General features: G+C 43.2%; 19 protein-coding genes, 1 other RNA gene and 1 other annotated feature. Of the genes, 15 read left to right on the top strand and 5 right to left on the bottom strand.

Annotation, left to right across the window (positions count from 1 at the left end; genetic code table 11):
- Window positions 1-3 precede the first annotated feature (3 nt).
- Window positions 4-184, top strand: a non-coding RNA gene (gene ssrS, locus C6Y06_RS11575) — 6S RNA.
- Between the two features lie 92 nt (window positions 185-276).
- Entirely contained in the window at window positions 277-1,041 is a 765-nt protein-coding gene (locus C6Y06_RS11570; protein WP_034321354.1) for a tRNA threonylcarbamoyladenosine dehydratase, read from the top strand.
- A 33-nt stretch (window positions 1,042-1,074) separates the two neighbouring features.
- Here the strand turns inward: C6Y06_RS11570 and C6Y06_RS11565 are convergent, their stop codons facing one another.
- Window positions 1,075-2,340 carry a replication-associated recombination protein A gene (locus C6Y06_RS11565; RefSeq protein ID WP_034661526.1) on the bottom strand — a complete coding sequence of 422 codons (1,266 nt, stop codon included), beginning with the start codon at window positions 2,338-2,340 and terminating at the stop codon, window positions 1,075-1,077.
- 208 nt (window positions 2,341-2,548) lie between these two features.
- On the opposite strand from C6Y06_RS11565, the gene cymR reads away from it, so the two are divergent.
- The 8 genes from cymR (at window position 2,549) to C6Y06_RS11525 (ending at window position 9,411) form a co-directional block, all read left to right on the top strand.
- Entirely contained in the window at window positions 2,549-2,968 is a 420-nt protein-coding gene (gene cymR, locus C6Y06_RS11560) for a cysteine metabolism transcriptional regulator CymR (protein ID WP_012010726.1), read from the top strand.
- Between the two features lie 18 nt (window positions 2,969-2,986).
- Complete coding sequence (locus tag C6Y06_RS11555; RefSeq protein ID WP_095285502.1) at window positions 2,987-4,129, top strand: cysteine desulfurase family protein; 1,143 nt, start codon at window positions 2,987-2,989, stop codon at window positions 4,127-4,129.
- Window positions 4,130-4,224: 95 nt separating this feature from the next.
- A complete protein-coding gene (gene mnmA / locus C6Y06_RS11550) occupies window positions 4,225-5,343 on the top strand; it encodes a tRNA 2-thiouridine(34) synthase MnmA (protein WP_106036923.1) in 1,119 nt (372 codons plus the stop codon).
- 60 nt (window positions 5,344-5,403) lie between these two features.
- The gene (locus C6Y06_RS11545) at window positions 5,404-6,057 is read left to right on the top strand and encodes a tetratricopeptide repeat protein (RefSeq protein WP_106036922.1); all 654 of its coding nucleotides are present in this window, start codon (window positions 5,404-5,406) and stop codon (window positions 6,055-6,057) included.
- Between the two features lie 19 nt (window positions 6,058-6,076).
- On the top strand, window positions 6,077-8,461 hold the full coding sequence (gene recD2 / locus C6Y06_RS11540; RefSeq protein WP_060596861.1) for an SF1B family DNA helicase RecD2: 2,385 nt from the start codon (window positions 6,077-6,079) through the stop codon (window positions 8,459-8,461).
- A gap of 134 nt (window positions 8,462-8,595) precedes the next feature.
- A complete protein-coding gene (locus C6Y06_RS11535) occupies window positions 8,596-9,054 on the top strand; it encodes a PRC-barrel domain-containing protein (protein WP_034662034.1) in 459 nt (152 codons plus the stop codon).
- Between the two features lie 13 nt (window positions 9,055-9,067).
- Window positions 9,068-9,259 (top strand): hypothetical protein, encoded by a 192-nt coding sequence (locus tag C6Y06_RS11530; protein WP_003216308.1) that lies wholly within the window; start codon window positions 9,068-9,070, stop codon window positions 9,257-9,259.
- A 20-nt stretch (window positions 9,260-9,279) separates the two neighbouring features.
- Window positions 9,280-9,411 (top strand): YrzQ family protein, encoded by a 132-nt coding sequence (locus C6Y06_RS11525; RefSeq protein ID WP_003216198.1) that lies wholly within the window; start codon window positions 9,280-9,282, stop codon window positions 9,409-9,411.
- A 35-nt stretch (window positions 9,412-9,446) separates the two neighbouring features.
- On the opposite strand, the gene C6Y06_RS11520 is transcribed toward C6Y06_RS11525, so the two are convergent.
- From C6Y06_RS11520 to C6Y06_RS11505, 4 genes are all read right to left on the bottom strand, one after another.
- Window positions 9,447-10,097, bottom strand: a complete 651-nt coding sequence (locus C6Y06_RS11520; RefSeq protein ID WP_003216394.1) for an amino acid ABC transporter permease — start codon at window positions 10,095-10,097, stop codon at window positions 9,447-9,449.
- A gap of 15 nt (window positions 10,098-10,112) precedes the next feature.
- Window positions 10,113-10,766: an amino acid ABC transporter permease gene (locus tag C6Y06_RS11515; protein ID WP_060596859.1), complete on the bottom strand. Its 654-nt coding sequence runs from the start codon at window positions 10,764-10,766 to the stop codon at window positions 10,113-10,115.
- A gap of 80 nt (window positions 10,767-10,846) precedes the next feature.
- A complete protein-coding gene (locus tag C6Y06_RS11510; protein ID WP_095285500.1) occupies window positions 10,847-11,656 on the bottom strand; it encodes a transporter substrate-binding domain-containing protein in 810 nt (269 codons plus the stop codon).
- Between the two features lie 13 nt (window positions 11,657-11,669).
- A complete protein-coding gene (locus C6Y06_RS11505) occupies window positions 11,670-12,398 on the bottom strand; it encodes an amino acid ABC transporter ATP-binding protein (RefSeq protein ID WP_060596857.1) in 729 nt (242 codons plus the stop codon).
- Between the two features lie 167 nt (window positions 12,399-12,565).
- Here C6Y06_RS11505 and C6Y06_RS11500 point away from each other — a divergent pair, with 167 nt between their 5' ends.
- The 5 genes from C6Y06_RS11500 (at window position 12,566) to C6Y06_RS11480 (ending at window position 17,675) form a co-directional block, all read left to right on the top strand.
- On the top strand, window positions 12,566-13,630 hold the full coding sequence (locus C6Y06_RS11500; protein WP_106036921.1) for an AI-2E family transporter: 1,065 nt from the start codon (window positions 12,566-12,568) through the stop codon (window positions 13,628-13,630).
- A gap of 43 nt (window positions 13,631-13,673) precedes the next feature.
- Window positions 13,674-13,882, top strand: a binding site (T-box leader).
- 80 nt (window positions 13,883-13,962) lie between these two features.
- Window positions 13,963-16,599, top strand: a complete 2,637-nt coding sequence (gene alaS, locus C6Y06_RS11495) for an alanine--tRNA ligase (protein WP_106036920.1) — start codon at window positions 13,963-13,965, stop codon at window positions 16,597-16,599.
- A gap of 89 nt (window positions 16,600-16,688) precedes the next feature.
- Window positions 16,689-16,955 carry an IreB family regulatory phosphoprotein gene (locus C6Y06_RS11490; protein ID WP_024718370.1) on the top strand — a complete coding sequence of 89 codons (267 nt, stop codon included), beginning with the start codon at window positions 16,689-16,691 and terminating at the stop codon, window positions 16,953-16,955.
- Between the two features lie 3 nt (window positions 16,956-16,958).
- Window positions 16,959-17,375, top strand: coding sequence for a Holliday junction resolvase RuvX (gene ruvX, locus C6Y06_RS11485; RefSeq protein WP_034661502.1), 417 nt, complete (start codon window positions 16,959-16,961; stop codon window positions 17,373-17,375).
- 15 nt (window positions 17,376-17,390) lie between these two features.
- The gene (locus tag C6Y06_RS11480) at window positions 17,391-17,675 is read left to right on the top strand and encodes a DUF1292 domain-containing protein (protein ID WP_034321391.1); all 285 of its coding nucleotides are present in this window, start codon (window positions 17,391-17,393) and stop codon (window positions 17,673-17,675) included.
- Window positions 17,676-17,812 lie beyond the last annotated feature (137 nt).

Below are 17,812 nucleotides of genomic sequence, written 5' to 3'. Positions count from 1 at the left end.
AATAAAGTCCTGATACGTACGGTGGTTACCTAGTTTTGACCGAACATTTTTTTATACGGGAGCTTGCCTTTCCTTTCTGCATAAATGCCTCTTTAGAGGACTTATAAAGTCAGGAAGAAAGCACCCACCTGCATGGTGCGGGGTTCAAAACGAAGGAAAAGCTGGCGGCGTTGTCGGGACTTTTTTGTGTTTTTTTCTTTTTCAGAAGGATGACGAAGAAGTTTGAATATGATATGATTCTTTCGATTCATTTTAAATAAAGGTGGAGTGAGGCACTTGTTACATCAGTTTTCAAGAAACGAGCTTGCTATAGGCAAGGAAGGCTTAGATATATTAAAAAACAGTACAGTTGCAGTGCTTGGTGTGGGCGGCGTTGGCTCATTTGCAGTTGAGGCACTCGCTCGTTCAGGCGTTGGCCGTATTGTTCTTGTTGATAAAGATGATATTGATATTACAAATGTGAACCGTCAGCTGCCAGCATTGCTTTCAACAGTTGGTCAGCCAAAGGTTGACTTAATGCAGGCGAGAATCGCTGATATTAATCCAGAATGTGAAGTTGTTGCGCTTAAGATGTTTTATACAGAGGAAACATATGAGCAATTTTTTGAGTATCCGCTTGATTATGTCATCGATGCGTCAGATACGATTCACTATAAAATTCATTTAATGAAAGAGTGCCTGAAACGCAATGTGAACATTATTTCGAGTATGGGTGCTGCAAACAAAACAGATCCGACCCGCTTCAAAATTGATGACATTTCAAAAACACATACCGATCCAATTGCAAAAGTCGTGAGAACGCGTCTGCGCAAAGAAGGGATTCGTAAAGGAATTGAAGTCATTTTCTCTGATGAAAGTCCGATTGTGATTCGTGAAGATGTCAGAAAAGAAGTTGGAAATGATGAAGCGAAGATTCGCAAGGCACAAATGCCGCCATCATCCAATGCGTTCGTCCCGTCTGTTGCAGGGCTGATCATGGGTGGTCATGTCATTATGAAGCTTTTAAAAGATATTCCAATTACACGTGTGAAGGATAAATAAACAGCCCGCCTGCTAACATGCAGGGGGCTTTTTTTATTTTTGGCGTTTTAAATTCTCATATACCTGTTTCAGTGCGCCTTCAAATTTGCCTGTTTGCTTCGGTTCATAGTATTGCTTGTTTTTCAGCGGATCAGGTAAGTATTGCTGCTTCACCCAGCCGTTTTCATAATCGTGTGGGTATAAGTAATCGACACCTCTGCCGAGTGCTGTAGCTCCTTTGTAGTGAGCATCCTTTAAATGAACAGGGATTTCACCAATTTTCCCTGAGCGAATGTCACCCAGCGCCGCATCAACCGCCTTATATGCCGAGTTGGATTTAGGAGAAAGACACAGTTCAATGACTGCGTTAGCCAGCGGAATTCGTGCTTCCGGGAAGCCGACTCTTTCTGCTGTTTGAACAGCGCTTAACACACGAGGACCTGCCTGCGGACTAGCTAAACCAATATCTTCGTAAGCCATCACGAGTAATCTCCTTGAAATGCTTTCAAGGTCTCCTGCTTCAATCAGTCTTGCAAGGTAATGCAGCGCCGCATCTGCGTCAGATCCTCTAATGGATTTTTGAAAAGCCGAGAGGACATCATAATGAGCATCACCATTCTTATCATGTGAGAAGCTCTTTTTTTGTAAACATTCTTCTGCTGCGGCAAGAGTGATCATAATATGCCCAGCCTCATCTGCTTTTGTCGATAAGACAGCTAATTCTAACGCATTTAAAGCAGAGCGTACGTCTCCGCCGCATCCATTGGCAAAATGATTCATCGCTTCATCGTTCACTGTCACCTCATAACCGCCAAGCCCGCGATGTTCATCCTGTAACGCTCTTGTTAACGCAGCTTTGATTTGCTCTGTTTCAAGCGGTTTTAGCTCAAATATTTGTGTCCGGCTTCGGATGGCAGGGTTGATCGCATGATAGGGGTTAGCGGTCGTTGCGCCAATTAAAATGATCATGCCATTTTCTAAATAAGGAAGAAGGAAATCCTGCTTTCCTTTATCAAGCCTGTGAACCTCGTCTAAAATAAGGATGACCTGGCCGCTCATTTTCGCTTCAGCGGCGACAGCTTCCATATCCTTTTTGTTATGAATGACTGCATTCAACGTCCGAAACGCAATGCTTGTACTGCCAGCGATCGCGGTCGCAATCGATGTTTTGCCGATGCCCGGCGGTCCGTATAAAATCATCGAGGATAAATGTTTTGCCTCGACCATTCGTCTAATAATTTGACCTTCTCCAACGAGATGCTCCTGCCCAATGATGTCTTCAATATGACTTGGGCGCATCCGGTACGCTAAAGGTTTCATGATTATCTCTCCTAAAGCAATGTCTTGTTTGTATAGAGTACCGAAATTTCTTCAAATAGAAAAGGGATGCGTCCTCCTAAAGCGCTCAGAACCGGCAAATGAAAGTTGGCTGAAAGTATGATATAATTGCTTTTGGTCTATATATCAGCGTATATGAAATCAGAAAAATAATTGATGACATAGAATAGAAAACGCAGAGGTGTTTAACTTGAAAATTTCAACTAAAGGCAGATATGGTCTGACGATCATGATCGAATTAGCCAAAAAACATGGCGAAGGCCCCACATCATTAAAATCAATCGCTCAAAACAATAATTTGTCTGAGCATTATTTAGAGCAGCTTGTCTCACCACTTCGGAATGCCCGTCTTGTGAAAAGTATTCGCGGTGCATATGGCGGCTATGTTCTTGCACATGAACCAAACGAGATCACAGCCGGTGATATTATTCGTGTTTTAGAAGGACCGATTAGTCCTGTCGAAGTCATCGAAAACGAAGAACCAGCAAAGCGTGAACTGTGGATTCGGATTCGTGATGCAGTAAAAGACGTACTAGACAATACAACTCTTGAAGACTTGGCAAGCTACACAGATGACGGAAATCAAGACGCGTATATGTTCTATATTTAGATCAGAGGTGTACCGGAAATGGAACGAATCTATTTAGATCATGCGGCCACAACGCCAATGGATCAGCGTATTGTGGACAAGATGATGCCTTACTTTACAGAGATATTTGGCAATCCCTCTAGTATTCATTCATATGGGCGCGAGGCAAGAAAGTGGCTCGATGAAGCAAGAGAAGTGATTGCAGGAGAATTACACTGTAAACCACAGGAGATCATCCTCACAAGCGGAGGAACAGAGGCGGACAACCTGGCGATTACAGGTGTGGCCATGGCAAGACAGCATAAAGGAAAACATATCATCACAGCAAAAACAGAGCATCATGCGGTGCTGCACACATGTGAACGCCTAGAGAAGCTAGGATTTGACGTGACATATTTAGATGTGGATGAAACTGGATTGATTCATCTTGAACAACTAAAACAAGCACTGAGAGATGATACGATTCTTGTGACCATCATGTACGGCAATAATGAAACAGGTGTGATTCAGCCAATCAAAGACATTGGCGAGCTTTTACACAATCACACTGCTCATTTTCATACAGACGCCGTGCAGGCGTTTGGAACAATGCCTATTGATGTAGCAGACCTTCATATTGATCTCTTATCTGCTTCTGGCCATAAGCTAAATGGTCCAATGGGAACAGGCTTTTTATATGTAAACGAAGGCGTGAAACTTTCTCCGCAAATATTCGGAGGAGAACAAGAAAGAAAACGCCGTGCTGGCACTGAAAATGTGGCAGGGATCGTTGGACTTGCAGAAGCTGTTCAATTAACGAAGCAAAATAGAAGAGAAAAAGCCATGCATTATGGTAAGCTCAAAGAAATCATGCTGCAAGTATTCGAAGAGGAATCACTCAATTTCTCTGTCAATGGGCACCCGAAAGAGACATTGCCTCACATTTTAAATGTTCATTTCCCGGGCGTTTCCATCGAATCGTTACTTGTGAATTTAGATATGGAAGGAATTGCTGTTTCAAGTGGATCTGCATGTACGGCTGGATCCGTCCTTCCTTCGCACGTGTTAAGCGCCATGTATGGCGAAGAAGCAGACAAGCTGACGTCCTCAGTCAGAATAAGCTTCGGTCTTGGGAATGAAGAGGATCATGTGAAACAGGCGGCACGCAAGATAGCAGCTGTTGTCAAACGCTTAGCCAAATAAACGTTCCTCTTTTGTTCGTGTGTGAAAAATGAAACAGCCAGGCACCTGAAGAACGAAACGCACATGCTGTTTCATTGAAAATGGAGTTGATGAAGATGACAAAAAGACCAGAAGACACAAGAGTTGTGGTCGGTATGTCCGGAGGAGTCGATTCATCAGTTGCTGCTCTTATGTTAAAGGAGCAAGGCTATGATGTAATCGGCATATTTATGAAAAACTGGGATGACACAGATGAAAATGGTGTATGTACAGCAACGGAGGACTATGAGGATGTCATCCGCGTGTGTAACCAAATTGGAATCCCTTATTATGCGGTGAATTTCGAGAAGCAATATTGGGACAAAGTGTTTCAATATTTCCTTGATGAATATAAAGCGGGCAGAACGCCAAACCCAGATGTCATGTGTAACAAAGAAATTAAGTTCAAAGCGTTCCTCGAGCATGCATTGTCACTCGGTGCAGATTATTTAGCAACAGGCCACTATGCGCGCGTCGACAGAACTGGTGCTGAAGTCAAAATGCTAAGGGGTCTTGATGCCAACAAAGACCAAACGTATTTCTTAAATCAGCTGACTCAGGAACAGCTTGATAAAGTCATGTTCCCAATCGGAGATTTAGAGAAGAAAAGGGTTCGTGAATTGGCAAAAGAAGCAGAGCTCGCAACAGCAACGAAAAAAGATTCAACGGGTATTTGCTTTATTGGGGAAAGAAACTTTAAAACATTCCTCAGTCAATATTTGCCTGCGCAGCCTGGCGTGATGCAGACAATGGACGGAGAAGTCAAAGGTGAACATGATGGACTGATGTATTACACGATCGGTCAACGCCAAGGTCTTGGCATTGGCGGCAGCGGTGATCCTTGGTTTGTCGTTGGAAAAGACTTGAAACAAAATATCTTGTTTGTTGAACAAGGTTTCCACAATCCACTTTTATATTCTGAAAGCATTTCAGCCGTCAATATCAGCTGGACTCGTCCTCATATTGTCGGCGAAAATGGTGAATTAACATGCACAGCCAAATTCAGATACCGTCAAGAAGATCACCATGTGAAGGTCAAAATGACAGGTGAGCAAGAAGCGATGGTCATCTTTGATGAACCCGTTCGTGCTGTGACTCCAGGACAAGCGGTTGTCTTTTATGATGGCGACGAATGCCTTGGCGGCGGAACAATTGACGATGTTTTTAAGGACGGTCAAAAGCTGTCGTATGTGTAACATGTTTTCAAAACCTCAACGTCGCTGTTGAGGTTTTTTAATGAAAGGATGAGAGAGCGAATGAATCATAACGAAATTGGCATAGAAGCCTTAAATCAAGGCAACATCGAAAAAGCAGCTGAAGCTTTTACGAAAGCCATTGAAGAAAGCCCAAAAGACCCGGTTCCATATATTAACTTTGCGAATTTGCTTTCAAGCATCAATGAATTTGAACGCGCGTTAAACTTCTTTCAAAAAGCCATTGAACTTGATCACGCCGCAGCTGCAGCCTATTACGGGGCAGGAAATGTATACACATTAAAAGAAGACTTTATGAAAGCAAAAGACTATTTTGAACAAGCACTACAAGCTGGCATGGAAAATAGTGATTTATTTTATATGCTGGGGCAGACGCTCATCAAATTAGAGCAGCCGAAGCTTGCGATGCCCTATCTTCAGCGTGCCATCGAACTGAATGAAGAAGATAATGAAGCAAGATTCCAATTTGGCATGTGCTTAGCCAATGAACAATTGCTGGAAGAAGCGGTGACAACCTTTACCGAGGTGGTCGCGCGTGATCCGCAGCATGCAGATGCCTTTTATAATTTAGGGGTTGCGTATGCATACTTAGAGAAAAAAGACGAAGCACTTGAGATGCTAGGAAAAGCCCTTGACGTGCAGCCTGACCATATGCTGGCACTACATGCGCAAAAGCTGATTCAAGAGGCAGAATAGACGGAAGGAGGGAAGACCTGTGCAGGAACATCCAGATCAAATGAAGCTTGAGGACGAACCGTTTTTAAAGGGGACAGTTCAAGCCGTTATTTTCCATAATGAAAGTAATTTATACTCGGTGTTAAAGGTGAAAGTCATTGAAACATCGGAAAACTTAGAGGAAAAAACAGCATCTGTCACAGGCTACTTCCCAGCACTTCATGAGGAAGAAACTTACACCTTCTATGGCAAAGTCACAAGCCATCCGAAATTTGGTGAACAGTTTCAGGCCACTCATTTTCAAAAGGAAGTACCGACAACGAAACAAGGAATCATTCATTATCTCTCAAGTGATTTATTTGAGGGGATAGGGAAAAAGACGGCGGAAGAAATTGTGGGGCAGCTTGGCAACCAGACGCTTCATAAAATTATGCGTGACCCAGCTGTTTTGTATGATGTTCCGCGCTTATCAAAAAAGAAGGCAGATAAGCTGGCTGCAGCGCTCCAGGAACATCAAGGATTGGAACAAATCATGATCAGCCTGAATCAATATGGCTTTGGTCCTCAGCTCAGCATGAAGATATACCAAGTGTACGAGAGTGAAACGCTGCAAAAGATTGAGGAAAACCCGTATCAGCTCGTCAAGGATGTCGAAGGGATCGGATTTATTAAGGCGGATGAGCTTGGCGCTAGAACCGGCATCTCAGGAAATGACCCAGAGCGAATCCGTGCAGCCCTGCTTTATACAGTCGAAACAGCAAGTCTTCAGGACGGTCATACGTACATACAAACGAAAGATTTGATCGTTGAAACCCGCAAGCTGCTCAATCAGACAGGCAATGAGTACAAAGTGACGGAAATGGATGTCGCCAATCAGATCATTGCACTTGGCGAAGGGAAAGAGATGATCATTGAAGATGAGCGCTGCTATCATCCGTCCTTATTTTATGCGGAGCAAAGTGTCGCCAAACGAATACAAAAAATCGTCTCCCAAACGGAATATGCAGATCAATTCCCTGAATCAGAATTCCTGCTCGCACTTGGCGAGCTCGAGGAACGGCTGGGCGTCCAGTATGCGCCGACACAAAAGGAAGCGATTCAAAAGGCACTCATGTCCCCGATGCTGCTTTTAACAGGCGGACCTGGGACTGGGAAGACAACGGTCATTAAAGGGATTGTTGAGCTTTACAGCGATCTTCACGGTGTATCTCTTGATCCGAGTGATTACAAAAAAGATGAATCCTTTCCATTTGTGCTTGCGGCGCCAACTGGACGAGCAGCTAAACGGATGACAGAATCAACAGGGCTTCCAGCTGTAACCATTCACCGTTTGCTCGGCTGGAACGGATCAGAGGGCTTTTCGCATGATGAGGAACAGCCGATTGAAGGAAAGCTTGTCATCATTGATGAATCAAGTATGCTGGATATTTGGCTTGCGAATCACTTGTTTAAAGCGATTCCTGATCATATCCAAGTGATCATGGTAGGAGATGAACATCAGCTTCCATCTGTCGGACCAGGCCAAGTGTTAAGGGATTTACTTGCCTCACAAGCCGTACCAGCTGTTACACTGACAGATATTTACCGGCAGGCAGACGGCTCCAGCATTGTTGAACTTGCACATGATATGAAAAATGGCGTCCTGCCAAAAGATATTACCGCACGTTCAAAGGATCGATCTTTCATAAAATGCTCAGCTGATCAAATGAAAGAAGTGATTGAGAAAGTCGTCAGCAATGCTGCTCAAAAAGGCTATTCAGCAAAAGACATTCAAGTGCTTGCGCCAATGTATAAAGGGAAAGCAGGCATTAATGAGCTCAATAAAATGCTGCAGCACATTTTGAATCCAAAAAAACCAAAGGGCAGAGAAATCCCGTTTGGTGATGTGGTGTACCGGACCGGTGATAAAGTGCTTCAGCTTGTGAATCAGCCGGAAAATAATATTTTTAACGGTGATATCGGCGAAATTGTCTCGATTTTTTATGCGAAAGAAAACACGGAAAAAGAAGACATGGCTGTGATCTCCTTTGATGGGAATGAAATCACCTTTACAAAAAAGGATTTTCATCAATTTACACATGCCTATTGCTGCTCCATCCACAAATCACAAGGCAGTGAATTCCCAATCGTTGTGCTGCCAGTCGTGAGAAGCTACTACAGAATGCTGCGGCGAAATCTGCTGTACACAGCTATTACACGAAGTAAAAAGTTTTTAATCCTGTGCGGCGAGGAATCAGCGCTGGAGTGGGGTGTGAAAAACAATGAGGATTCGCTCAGACAAACGTCCTTAACGATGCGGCTGATGCAAACTGATGAAGTTATGGATGCGGAGCTTGCAGCGCTCCAAAAAGAGCTTCCGTTTAGCGTACATGACGCAAATATTGGCATGGAGGGAATCACTCCGTTTGATTTTATGCATGAATAAAAGGCTTCCATACGGGAGCCTTTTTAGCGTGAAAAGAAATCCTCATATTACGTTCATGGAAGCCATTTCTTCGTATGAGTATCGAAGCAAACGCACACGATAAGACTGTTCCGCAAAAGGTGGTTGAGCACATTTTGAGAACATGTCGAGAGCTTGAAGGAATGTCAATCTATACAGGTGAGCTGTCTCATTCACTTGGTTCCATTAAAGATATTTGCTTATTAGCCGGAGGCAGCTGCGGAGGATATGTGTTAGATGGGAAAAAGAAAGACTGTGCACTCATTCCATTCTCTGCTGGTGATCAGCTGACAGACAAAGGCTTATATGTGAGCTGCCAGGAGGGAGTAGGCATGGATTCCTCTGCCCCATCCTTCTTATTTTCGAAATTGAAAAAGAAAATGATGCAGTCACCTGAGGGTGAAAATTTAGGCATTTTGGAAGATGTATACTTTTGCACAAATTCGGGCACAATCGTAGCATATGAACTCTCGGACGGCTTCTTTACAGAGCTATCAGGGATTCGAAAACAGCTGCAGGCTGCCGGAACCTTGATCAACGTTCAAAAGGAAGCACTTGTTCTAAACCGAACGTAAAGAGGTGCTGATTATGCTCATTTGCCCAAATTGCAAATGTAAAGACATCGGAAAAATTGGGGTCAATCAATATTATTGCTGGGGCTGTTTTATTGAATTGACGCTGTCAAAAGGCAAAATATCTACACACCAAGTGGAAGAAGACGGGACACTAAGCAGCTTAGATGATCTGTTTAGTGATGATGAACGTTCAATTCAACTATAAGTGTTAAGGGGGAATTTCGAATGGGCAAAATGACTTCTTCACTATTAACGCTTGGTGCAGGTGCACTCGCATATCACTTTGCAAGTCGATATGATATGCCATCAAAGCGGGATATGAAAAAGCTAAGAAAACGTGTTATGAGAATGATGTAAACAAAAAGGCATCCGCCAAAAGCGGATGTCCTTTTTTACGCCTGCCTGTATTCTAATCGGCGTGCAAGTAGTGATAAGCTGAAATTGACGACAAAATACATCATCGCCGCTAATAGGAAGATGGGCAGTAAGTAAGATTGGCTCTGACCGTTTAATATTTGAGCGTGATGCAATAGTTCTGGAAGTGCAATGACAACAGCAAGCGACGTATCTTTTAAAAGAGAGATGAATTGACTGACAATTGGCGGCACCATACGGCGTAAAGCCTGCGGCATAATAATCATTTTTAACGTTTGAATATAGGTTAAACCAGAAGACCTGGCTGCTTCGATCTGCCCCTTATCAATTGATTTTAAACCGCTTCGAATAATTTCTGACAGCATCGCTGATTCAAATACGGTTAAAGCTGCAATAGCCGAGGCTGTAATGCTCAGCTTAATGCCGATTTCGGGCAGTGCAAAATACGTAAAAAAGATGATCAATAAGAGCGGCAGGTTTCGAATGGTTTCTACGACGACTGCAAGTATCTTTGATAAAACCGGAATTTGAGCGAACCGCAATGTGCCAATGACTAATCCAATGAGAAAGCTCAAAATGATGGAGATAAAAGCCACTTTTAAGGTGACAGCAAATCCTTCAAGTAAAAAGGCGAGATGATCAGGCTGGTAGGCACCTAGAAAATCCATGGTGTTTCCTCCTTTCTAGTGGCTTCTTGCTAATCTTTTTTCTAAATAACCAACGCCTATACTGAGCGGAATCGTTAATAGCAGATAGAACATGGCAACAAAGATGTAGACATCAAATGTCACAAATGTTCTAGAAGCGATGAGGTCTCCTTGATACATGAGATCAAACCCTGCAATGACACCTAAAATAGAGGAGTTTTTGACAAGGTTAATAAATTGATTCCCAAGAGGGGGAATGACAATTTTAATCGCTTGCGGCAGAATGATATACCGCATCGTCCCGCCATAGGATAGACCTGAAGCGCGGGCGGCTTCCATTTGTCCAAGCGGTACAGCTTGTATCCCTGCGCGAATGGCTTCAGCAATAAAGGCAGACGTATAAATGGCAAGGGCAATGGTGCCAGCGGTGAAGCCATCTGCTACAATACCTAGCACGGGTAAACCAAAGAAGAAAACGAATGTGATCAATAATAACGGAATATTCCGAATAAATTCCACATAAGCCGTTCCTAACCAGTTGAGCGGCCTGAGTGGCGCAATTCTCATAATGGCAATGAGTGTACCGATCAAAAAGCTTCCAATCAAAGCAATGACACTTGCACCAATGGTATATTTAAAGCCTTCTACATAAAGATTGAAGTTTTCAGTGAGAATGGAAAACCGCAGCAATCAGTTCACTTCCTTCCTGACCAACAGGGGAGCCAATGAGCGGCTCACCCTAAGATAATAGGTCTTAACAAGTCAAACGGTTATTCTTTGATCCATTTTTGATGAATCTTGTCATACTCTCCATTGTCTTTTAAGGTTTTTAGGGCTTTATTGATCGCAGTTGTTAATTCCTGATCCCCTTTCTTTACAGCAATGCCATAAGGCTCATCTGTAAAGGTGCCGCCGACGACTTCGTAATTTGAATCCTCATCTGCCATACCAAATAAGATCGCATTATCAGTTGTCAGCACTTGCCCTTGGTTTGATTTTAAAGCTGTAAAAGCTTCCTGATAGTTCTCAAATTCTAATACAGACGCTTCAGGTGCTTTTTCGCGGATATTTTGAGAAGAAGTAGATCCTTTCACTGCAAGCACTTTCGTCCCTTTTTTAAGATCATCAATCGATTGAATGTCGCTTCCTTTTTTCACAAGCAGTGATTGTCCTGCTTCAAAGTAAACATCTGAGAAATTGACTTCTTTTTTACGCTCTTCGGTAATCGTCATGGTTGCGACGATCGCATGAATATCTCCTTTTTGCAGTAAAGGAATTCTCGTTTTCGATGTCACTTCTTTGAATTCTGCTTTTCCTTCATCACCGAGCATTTCCTTTGCGATGGCTTTTGCTATATCGATATCAAATCCTTCGATATCTCCGCTGCTAGGATTTTTTAGACCGAAGAGACGTGTATCATTCTTGACCCCGAATATGATTTTTTTGTCTTTCTGAATGGCTTCTAAAGAGCTTCCTTGCTTTGCATTCGTCGAGCCTTTTTCAGCAGAGCCGCAAGCAGCTAAAGCGGCAATACAGCAAGTCATAAAGAGTAGTAGGCCAAAGCGTTTCATTTTTTTCATCAAATCTTTCCCCCTAGTGATTTAAAATACGGCTTAAAAAGAGCTGAGCGCGTTTCTCACGCGGTTTCTCATAAAATGCAGCCGGTGTTGACTCTTCAAGAACTCTGCCTTCATCAATAAAGACAATGCGGTCGGCCACTTCCCTGGCAAACCCCATCTCATGTGTGACGACAACCATGGTCATTCCTTCTCGGGCGAGCTGCTTCATCACATCTAGTACCTCTCCAATCATCTCTGGGTCGAGTGCCGAAGTCGGTTCGTCGAACAGCATGACCTCTGGCTTCATCGCAAGCCCTCTTGCAATGGCAACACGCTGCTGCTGTCCGCCTGAGAGTCTTGAAGGGTAGGCGTCAGCCTTATCAGGAATGCCGACTTTATGTAAATAAAATTCGGCTGTTTCCCTCGCTTCTTCCTTGCTCACCTTTTTCACCTTCATTGGCGCAAGCATAATATTTTCAAGCACCGTTTTATGAGGATAGAGATGAAAATGCTGAAACACCATCCCGATATTTTGCCTGACAAGATTAATGTTGGTCTTCGGATGCTGAACAGGCACTTGGTTGACGAGTACCTTTCCCTCATCAATGCTTTCAAGACGATTGATGCATCTGAGCATCGTGCTTTTACCTGATCCTGAAGGACCGATGATCACGACCACCTCACCTTTTTGAATATGTAGGTTAATGTCCTTAAGTACATGGAACTGGCCATAATGCTTGTTGACTTCTTCGAATGTGATCATGAAAAACCTCCTCTTGTACATGATGGAATATTCAGTGGACATATTTTAGTGACTTTTGATGGAGCTGTATGTTTCATGTGTATTCATTTTTAACAAAGTTAGGACAAATTTTATTTACATGGATAATTGCAGAAGAAGGTTAAACAATAAGAAAAGAGGTGAAAAAGGTGAAGAAACGTCCGATCCAATTTCTGTTATATGCTGCAGGGGTCCTGCTTGTCCTTGCATCCTTGCTCATTTTACTGCAGCTCGACGAGTTATGGATGCCTATTTTTTTGTTGTTAAAGGCGGTTCTGATTCCGCTTCTCATTGCTATTTTTATTTCTTATCTGCTTTATCCGATAGTGGAAAGATTGCACGCGGGGGGCTTACCAAGGACTGTTAGTCTCTTATTGATTTATGTACTGTTTTTTGGCGGGATTGGGCTTGCGGTTTATAAAGGGGCACCTGTCATGATTAAGCAGTTAAATGAGCTGTCAGAGCAAATTCCTGTGCTTGCCGAAACGTATAATGGCGCCTTATCTCATATTCATCGTCATACTAGCCATTGGCCCGACGGACTTCACGACAGGCTGGACCGTTTGATTGTTCAATCGGAGACATATGCAGCTAACGGCGCTGAGCGGATGATTCTTAGCTGTAAAGTATTACTTGATTACGCATTAGTTGCAGCGCTCATTCCTTTTCTTGTTTTTTATATGGTGAAGGACATGAATACGATGAAGCGGGCTGCATGGTATTTAACGCCGCCCTCATTTCGAAAGAGGGGGCATGCGTTTGTGAAAGCAGTTGATGAATCGCTTGGTAATTATATTAGAGGGCAGCTGCTTGTCTGTTCCTTAATCGGCGGTGCAGCAGCCATTGTGCTCTGGCTGTTTCATATCCCGTATCCGCTTGTCCTAGGTATGCTGATTGGCGCAACGAATGTCATTCCGTATTTTGGACCGATTATTGGCGCGATTCCCGCTGTCTTTATCGCGTTTACCATCTCGGTCAAATCGGTTATTATTGTGCTGATTACAGTAGCAGTGCTGCAATTTTTAGAAAGCAACGTCCTCAGCCCGATCATCGTTGGGAGGAGTCTTCATATGCATCCTGTCGTCATTATGCTTGTTTTGCTCGCAGGAGGAGAGTTATTTGGCTTAATTGGGATGATTTTAGCGGTACCTACAGCTGCTATAATCAGGGTGATCATTGTGCAATATATCCTCATGAGACGAAGCGTTCATTGACAAGAGGAGCCGAGTTGTCTATAATAATTTCGATTCATACATACTGAATTCAATGACGGACCCGAGTACGTTAAAAAGCTGTTGCAGAGAGAGGCTTTATTTTGCTGAGAAAAGCCTTATCAGACCTTTAACGGAAGCTAGTCCCGAGTGCAGATAAACACTGCCGCTCTCTTCCGGCGTTATCGGATGTGAAGGTGATAGACGAATAGGTCTATAATCAGGGTGGTACCGCGAGAGCATCTCGTCCCTGTGTAAGTCGTTTTGTGCTTGCATAGGGCGGGATGTTTTTTCGTTTGTGTGGAGATTGATGAATGATAAGGGAGGATTTTTGAATGAAAACTTTAACTTCAGCTCAAGTACGCCAAATGTTTTTAGACTTTTTTAAAGAAAAAGGACATGCTGTAGAACCGAGTGCGTCACTCGTACCGCATGACGATCCGACACTTTTGTGGATTAACAGCGGCGTGGCAACATTAAAGAAATACTTTGATGGCCGCGTCGTACCTGAAAATCCGCGTATTTGCAACGCGCAAAAATCAATTCGTACAAATGATATTGAAAATGTAGGAAAGACAGCACGCCATCATACGTTCTTTGAAATGCTCGGCAACTTCTCTATTGGTGATTATTTTAAAGAAGAAGCGATTGAATGGGCGTGGGAATTCCTCACAAGTGACGAGTGGATTGGCTTTAACCCGAATTTGTTATCTGTAACTGTCCATCCAGAGGACGAAGAGGCGTATGTTCTATGGAGAGATAAAATCGGTGTTCCTGAAGAACGTATTATTCGTCTTGAAGGAAACTTCTGGGATATTGGCGAGGGCCCAAGTGGACCGAATACGGAAATTTTCTATGACCGCGGCGAATCATACGGTGACGACATGAACGATCCAGAATTATATCCTGGCGGAGAAAATGAGCGTTATCTAGAAGTGTGGAACCTTGTGTTCTCTGAATTTAACCATAATCCAGATGGGTCATACACGCCGCTGCCGAAGAAAAACATTGATACAGGGATGGGTCTTGAACGAATGGTATCCGTCATTCAAAACGTGCCAACGAACTTTGATACAGATCTATTCATGCCGATTATTCGTGCAGTTGAGACCATTTCTGGAGAAAGTTATGGCGAGACAAAGGAAAAGGATACAGCATTCAAAGTCATTGCTGACCACATCCGGACGGTTGCCTTTGCTGTAAGTGATGGAGCGCTTCCTTCCAATGAAGGCCGAGGGTATGTGTTAAGACGTTTGCTTCGCCGTGCAGTGCGTTATGCAAAAACCATTCACATCCATCGCCCGTTTATGTTTGACCTAGTTCCAGTTGTGGCGGAAATCATGAAGGATTTCTACCCAGATGTACAAGCAAAAGAAGAATTTATTGCGAAAGTCATCAAAAATGAAGAAGAACGTTTCCATGAAACACTGAACGAAGGGTTAGCTATTTTGTCAGAAGTCATCAAAAAAGAAAGAGACAAAGGCAACACGCAGATTTCAGGTGAAGATGTCTTTAAACTGTATGACACGTATGGATTCCCTGTCGAGCTGACAGAAGAATACGCAGAAGATGAGAACATGACAGTGGATCGAGAAGGCTTCCAGGCTGAGATGGAGAAGCAGCGTGAACGTGCAAGAAAAGCGAGACAAGATGTCGGCAGTATGCAGGTTCAAGGCGGCGCTCTAGGAGATATTAAAGTAGAAAGCACATTCGTTGGCTACGAAAATCTAACGGCAGATGCCCACATTGTCGAATTGCTTCAAAATGGTGAAATTGTCACAGAAGCACATGAAGGCGATACGGTACAAATCTTGTTAGATGAAACACCTTTCTATGCGGAAAGCGGCGGACAAGTGGCTGATAAAGGGACATTAAAAAGCGCTGAAGTCATCATCGACATTAAAGATGTGAAAAAGGCGCCAAACGGTCAGCATGTCCATGAGGGAGTGGTTGTAAGCGGTACAGCCAAAAAAGGACTTGAAGTCACTGCAGAAGTGGAATCAGCTCTTCGAAAAGGCATTGTGAAAAACCATACAGCGACACATCTTTTGCATCAGGCGCTAAAAGATGTATTGGGCAGCCACGTGAACCAAGCGGGATCATTGGTGAATGAAAACAGACTTCGCTTTGATTTCTCTCACTTTGGACAAGTGACAAAAGAAGAATTGTCTCAGATTGAAAAAATCGTGAACGAAAAAATCTGGGAAGGCATCTCTGTTGCGATTGACCTGAAGCCGATTGCTGAAGCAAAAGAAATGGGTGCAATGGCGCTCTTTGGCGAGAAGTATGGCGATATTGTCCGCGTGGTCCAGGTAGGCGATTACAGCATCGAGCTATGCGGCGGCTGTCACGTGCAAAACACGGCGGAAATCGGGTTGTTTAAAATTGCATCTGAATCGGGTATTGGTGCTGGAACACGCCGGATTGAGGCTGTGACTGGTAAAGGTGCATACGAAGAATTAAATGATCAGCTGGCCATTTTAGAACAGGCAGCGAGTGAGCTGAAGTCAAATACGAAAGACGTACCAAAACGTATCGCTGCATTGCAGGCAGATTTAAAAGAGGCTCAAAGAGAAAACGAATCTCTTCTTGCAAAATTAAGCCAGGCTGAAGCAGGCTCTATTTTAGAGAAAGTGACAGAAATCGGCGGAGTGAAAGTGTTAACTGAAAAAGTAAACGCGAAAGACATGAACCATTTAAGAACAATGGTTGATGACTTAAAAGCCAAATTAGGATCAGCTGTCATTGTGCTCGGAGCCGTTCAAAACGGAAAAGTAAACATTTCAGCAGGAGTGACAAAAGACGTCATCGAAAAAGGTCTGCATGCAGGGAAACTTGTAAAGCAGGCAGCTGAAATCTGCGGCGGAGGCGGAGGCGGACGTCCAGACATGGCACAAGCAGGCGGTAAACAACCGGAAAAGCTAGAAGAAGCACTGGCAACTGTCGAAGAATCTGTCAAATCCGTTTTATAATCAGGCGATGTAGTGTAGAATAATGGTATTAGATGAGCGGTTAGAAAAAAGCTTGCTAGTAGAATGTTGGAAGAGAGGTGCAAGAAGCAGTGAGTTCATTTGATAAGACAATGAAGTTTAACTTCTCTGATGATTCAGCTGAAACCAATGTGAATGAAGTGCTCATTACAGTATATGACGCACTCCAAGAAAAAGGATACAACCCGATCAATCAAATTGTCGGATACTTGCTGTCAGGCGACCCTGCTTATATTCCAAGACATCAGGATGCACGCAACCTAATTCGTAAACTAGAACGAGACGAATTAATTGAGGAATTGGTTAAATCGTACTTAGAGACACATAAAGAGGCGTAAAACATGAGAATTTTAGGCTTGGATTTAGGCACGAAAACCCTTGGTGTTGCGATCAGTGATGAAATGGGATGGACAGCGCAAGGGATAGAAACAATTAAAATTGATGAAGCAGGCGGAGACTTCGGTCTCAGCCGCCTGTCTGAGATCGTCGCGCAATACGGAACGGATAAAATCGTACTTGGCTTTCCAAAAAATATGAACGGTACGGTCGGTCCTAGAGGCGAAGCCAGCCAATTATTTGCGAAAGTGTTAGAAAACACGTACAATGTTCCTGTTGTGCTTTGGGACGAGCGTCTGTCGACAATGGCAGCGGAAAAAATGCTCATCTCTGCAGATGTGAGCAGACAAAAGCGTAAAAAAGTCATTGATAAAATGGCGGCTGTTATGATCCTGCAAGGGTATTTAGACAGCTTAAATTAAAATGAGGTGAATCAAATGGAACACGGAGAAAAGCAAATTACAATCGTTGATGATAATGGAAATGAACAGCTTTGCGAAGTACTATTTACTTTTGAAAGCGACCATTTTAACAAATCATATGTTCTTTACTACCCAATTTCTGAGCAAGACAATGAAGAAATTGAAATTCATGCATCAAGCTTCACGCCGAACGAAGACGGTGAAGATGGCGAGCTAGAGCCTATTGAAACGGATGAAGAGTGGGACATGATTGAAGAAACGTTAAATACGTTCTTAGATCAAGAAGAAGACGAAGAATAGAACGAATAAAAGGCCTGTGAACGGATCTTGGTGATCTTGCTTCACAGGTCTTTTTTTACGATCAATATGTTAACTTTATTTTATTTTATGTTGACATAATAAGCTGTACCTTTTACTCTAATTTTAATAACGAATTG

Source organism: Bacillus sp. MZGC1, assembly GCF_002998605.1.
Classification (GTDB): domain Bacteria; phylum Bacillota; class Bacilli; order Bacillales; family Bacillaceae; genus Bacillus.
The sequence above is the reverse complement of the archived record's forward strand: the minus strand, read 5'-3'. Positions and strand labels throughout refer to the sequence as shown.

Excerpts from the sequence above, each read along its gene's own strand:
- C6Y06_RS11565 (WP_034661526.1), bottom strand. The coding sequence starts at position 2,340 with ATGAAACCTTTAGCGTACCGGATGCGCCCAAGTCATATTGAAGACATC.
- C6Y06_RS11555 (WP_095285502.1), top strand. The coding sequence starts at position 2,987 with ATGGAACGAATCTATTTAGATCATGCGGCCACAACGCCAATGGATCAG.
- mnmA (WP_106036923.1), top strand. The coding sequence starts at position 4,225 with ATGACAAAAAGACCAGAAGACACAAGAGTTGTGGTCGGTATGTCCGGA.
- C6Y06_RS11545 (WP_106036922.1), top strand. The coding sequence starts at position 5,404 with ATGAATCATAACGAAATTGGCATAGAAGCCTTAAATCAAGGCAACATC.
- C6Y06_RS11530 (WP_003216308.1), top strand. The coding sequence starts at position 9,068 with ATGCTCATTTGCCCAAATTGCAAATGTAAAGACATCGGAAAAATTGGG.
- C6Y06_RS11525 (WP_003216198.1), top strand. The coding sequence starts at position 9,280 with ATGGGCAAAATGACTTCTTCACTATTAACGCTTGGTGCAGGTGCACTC.
- C6Y06_RS11520 (WP_003216394.1), bottom strand. The coding sequence starts at position 10,097 with ATGGATTTTCTAGGTGCCTACCAGCCTGATCATCTCGCCTTTTTACTT.
- C6Y06_RS11510 (WP_095285500.1), bottom strand. The coding sequence starts at position 11,656 with ATGAAAAAAATGAAACGCTTTGGCCTACTACTCTTTATGACTTGCTGT.
- C6Y06_RS11505 (WP_060596857.1), bottom strand. The coding sequence starts at position 12,398 with ATGATCACATTCGAAGAAGTCAACAAGCATTATGGCCAGTTCCATGTA.
- alaS (WP_106036920.1), top strand. The coding sequence starts at position 13,963 with ATGAAAACTTTAACTTCAGCTCAAGTACGCCAAATGTTTTTAGACTTT.
- ruvX (WP_034661502.1), top strand. The coding sequence starts at position 16,959 with ATGAGAATTTTAGGCTTGGATTTAGGCACGAAAACCCTTGGTGTTGCG.
- C6Y06_RS11480 (WP_034321391.1), top strand. The coding sequence starts at position 17,391 with ATGGAACACGGAGAAAAGCAAATTACAATCGTTGATGATAATGGAAAT.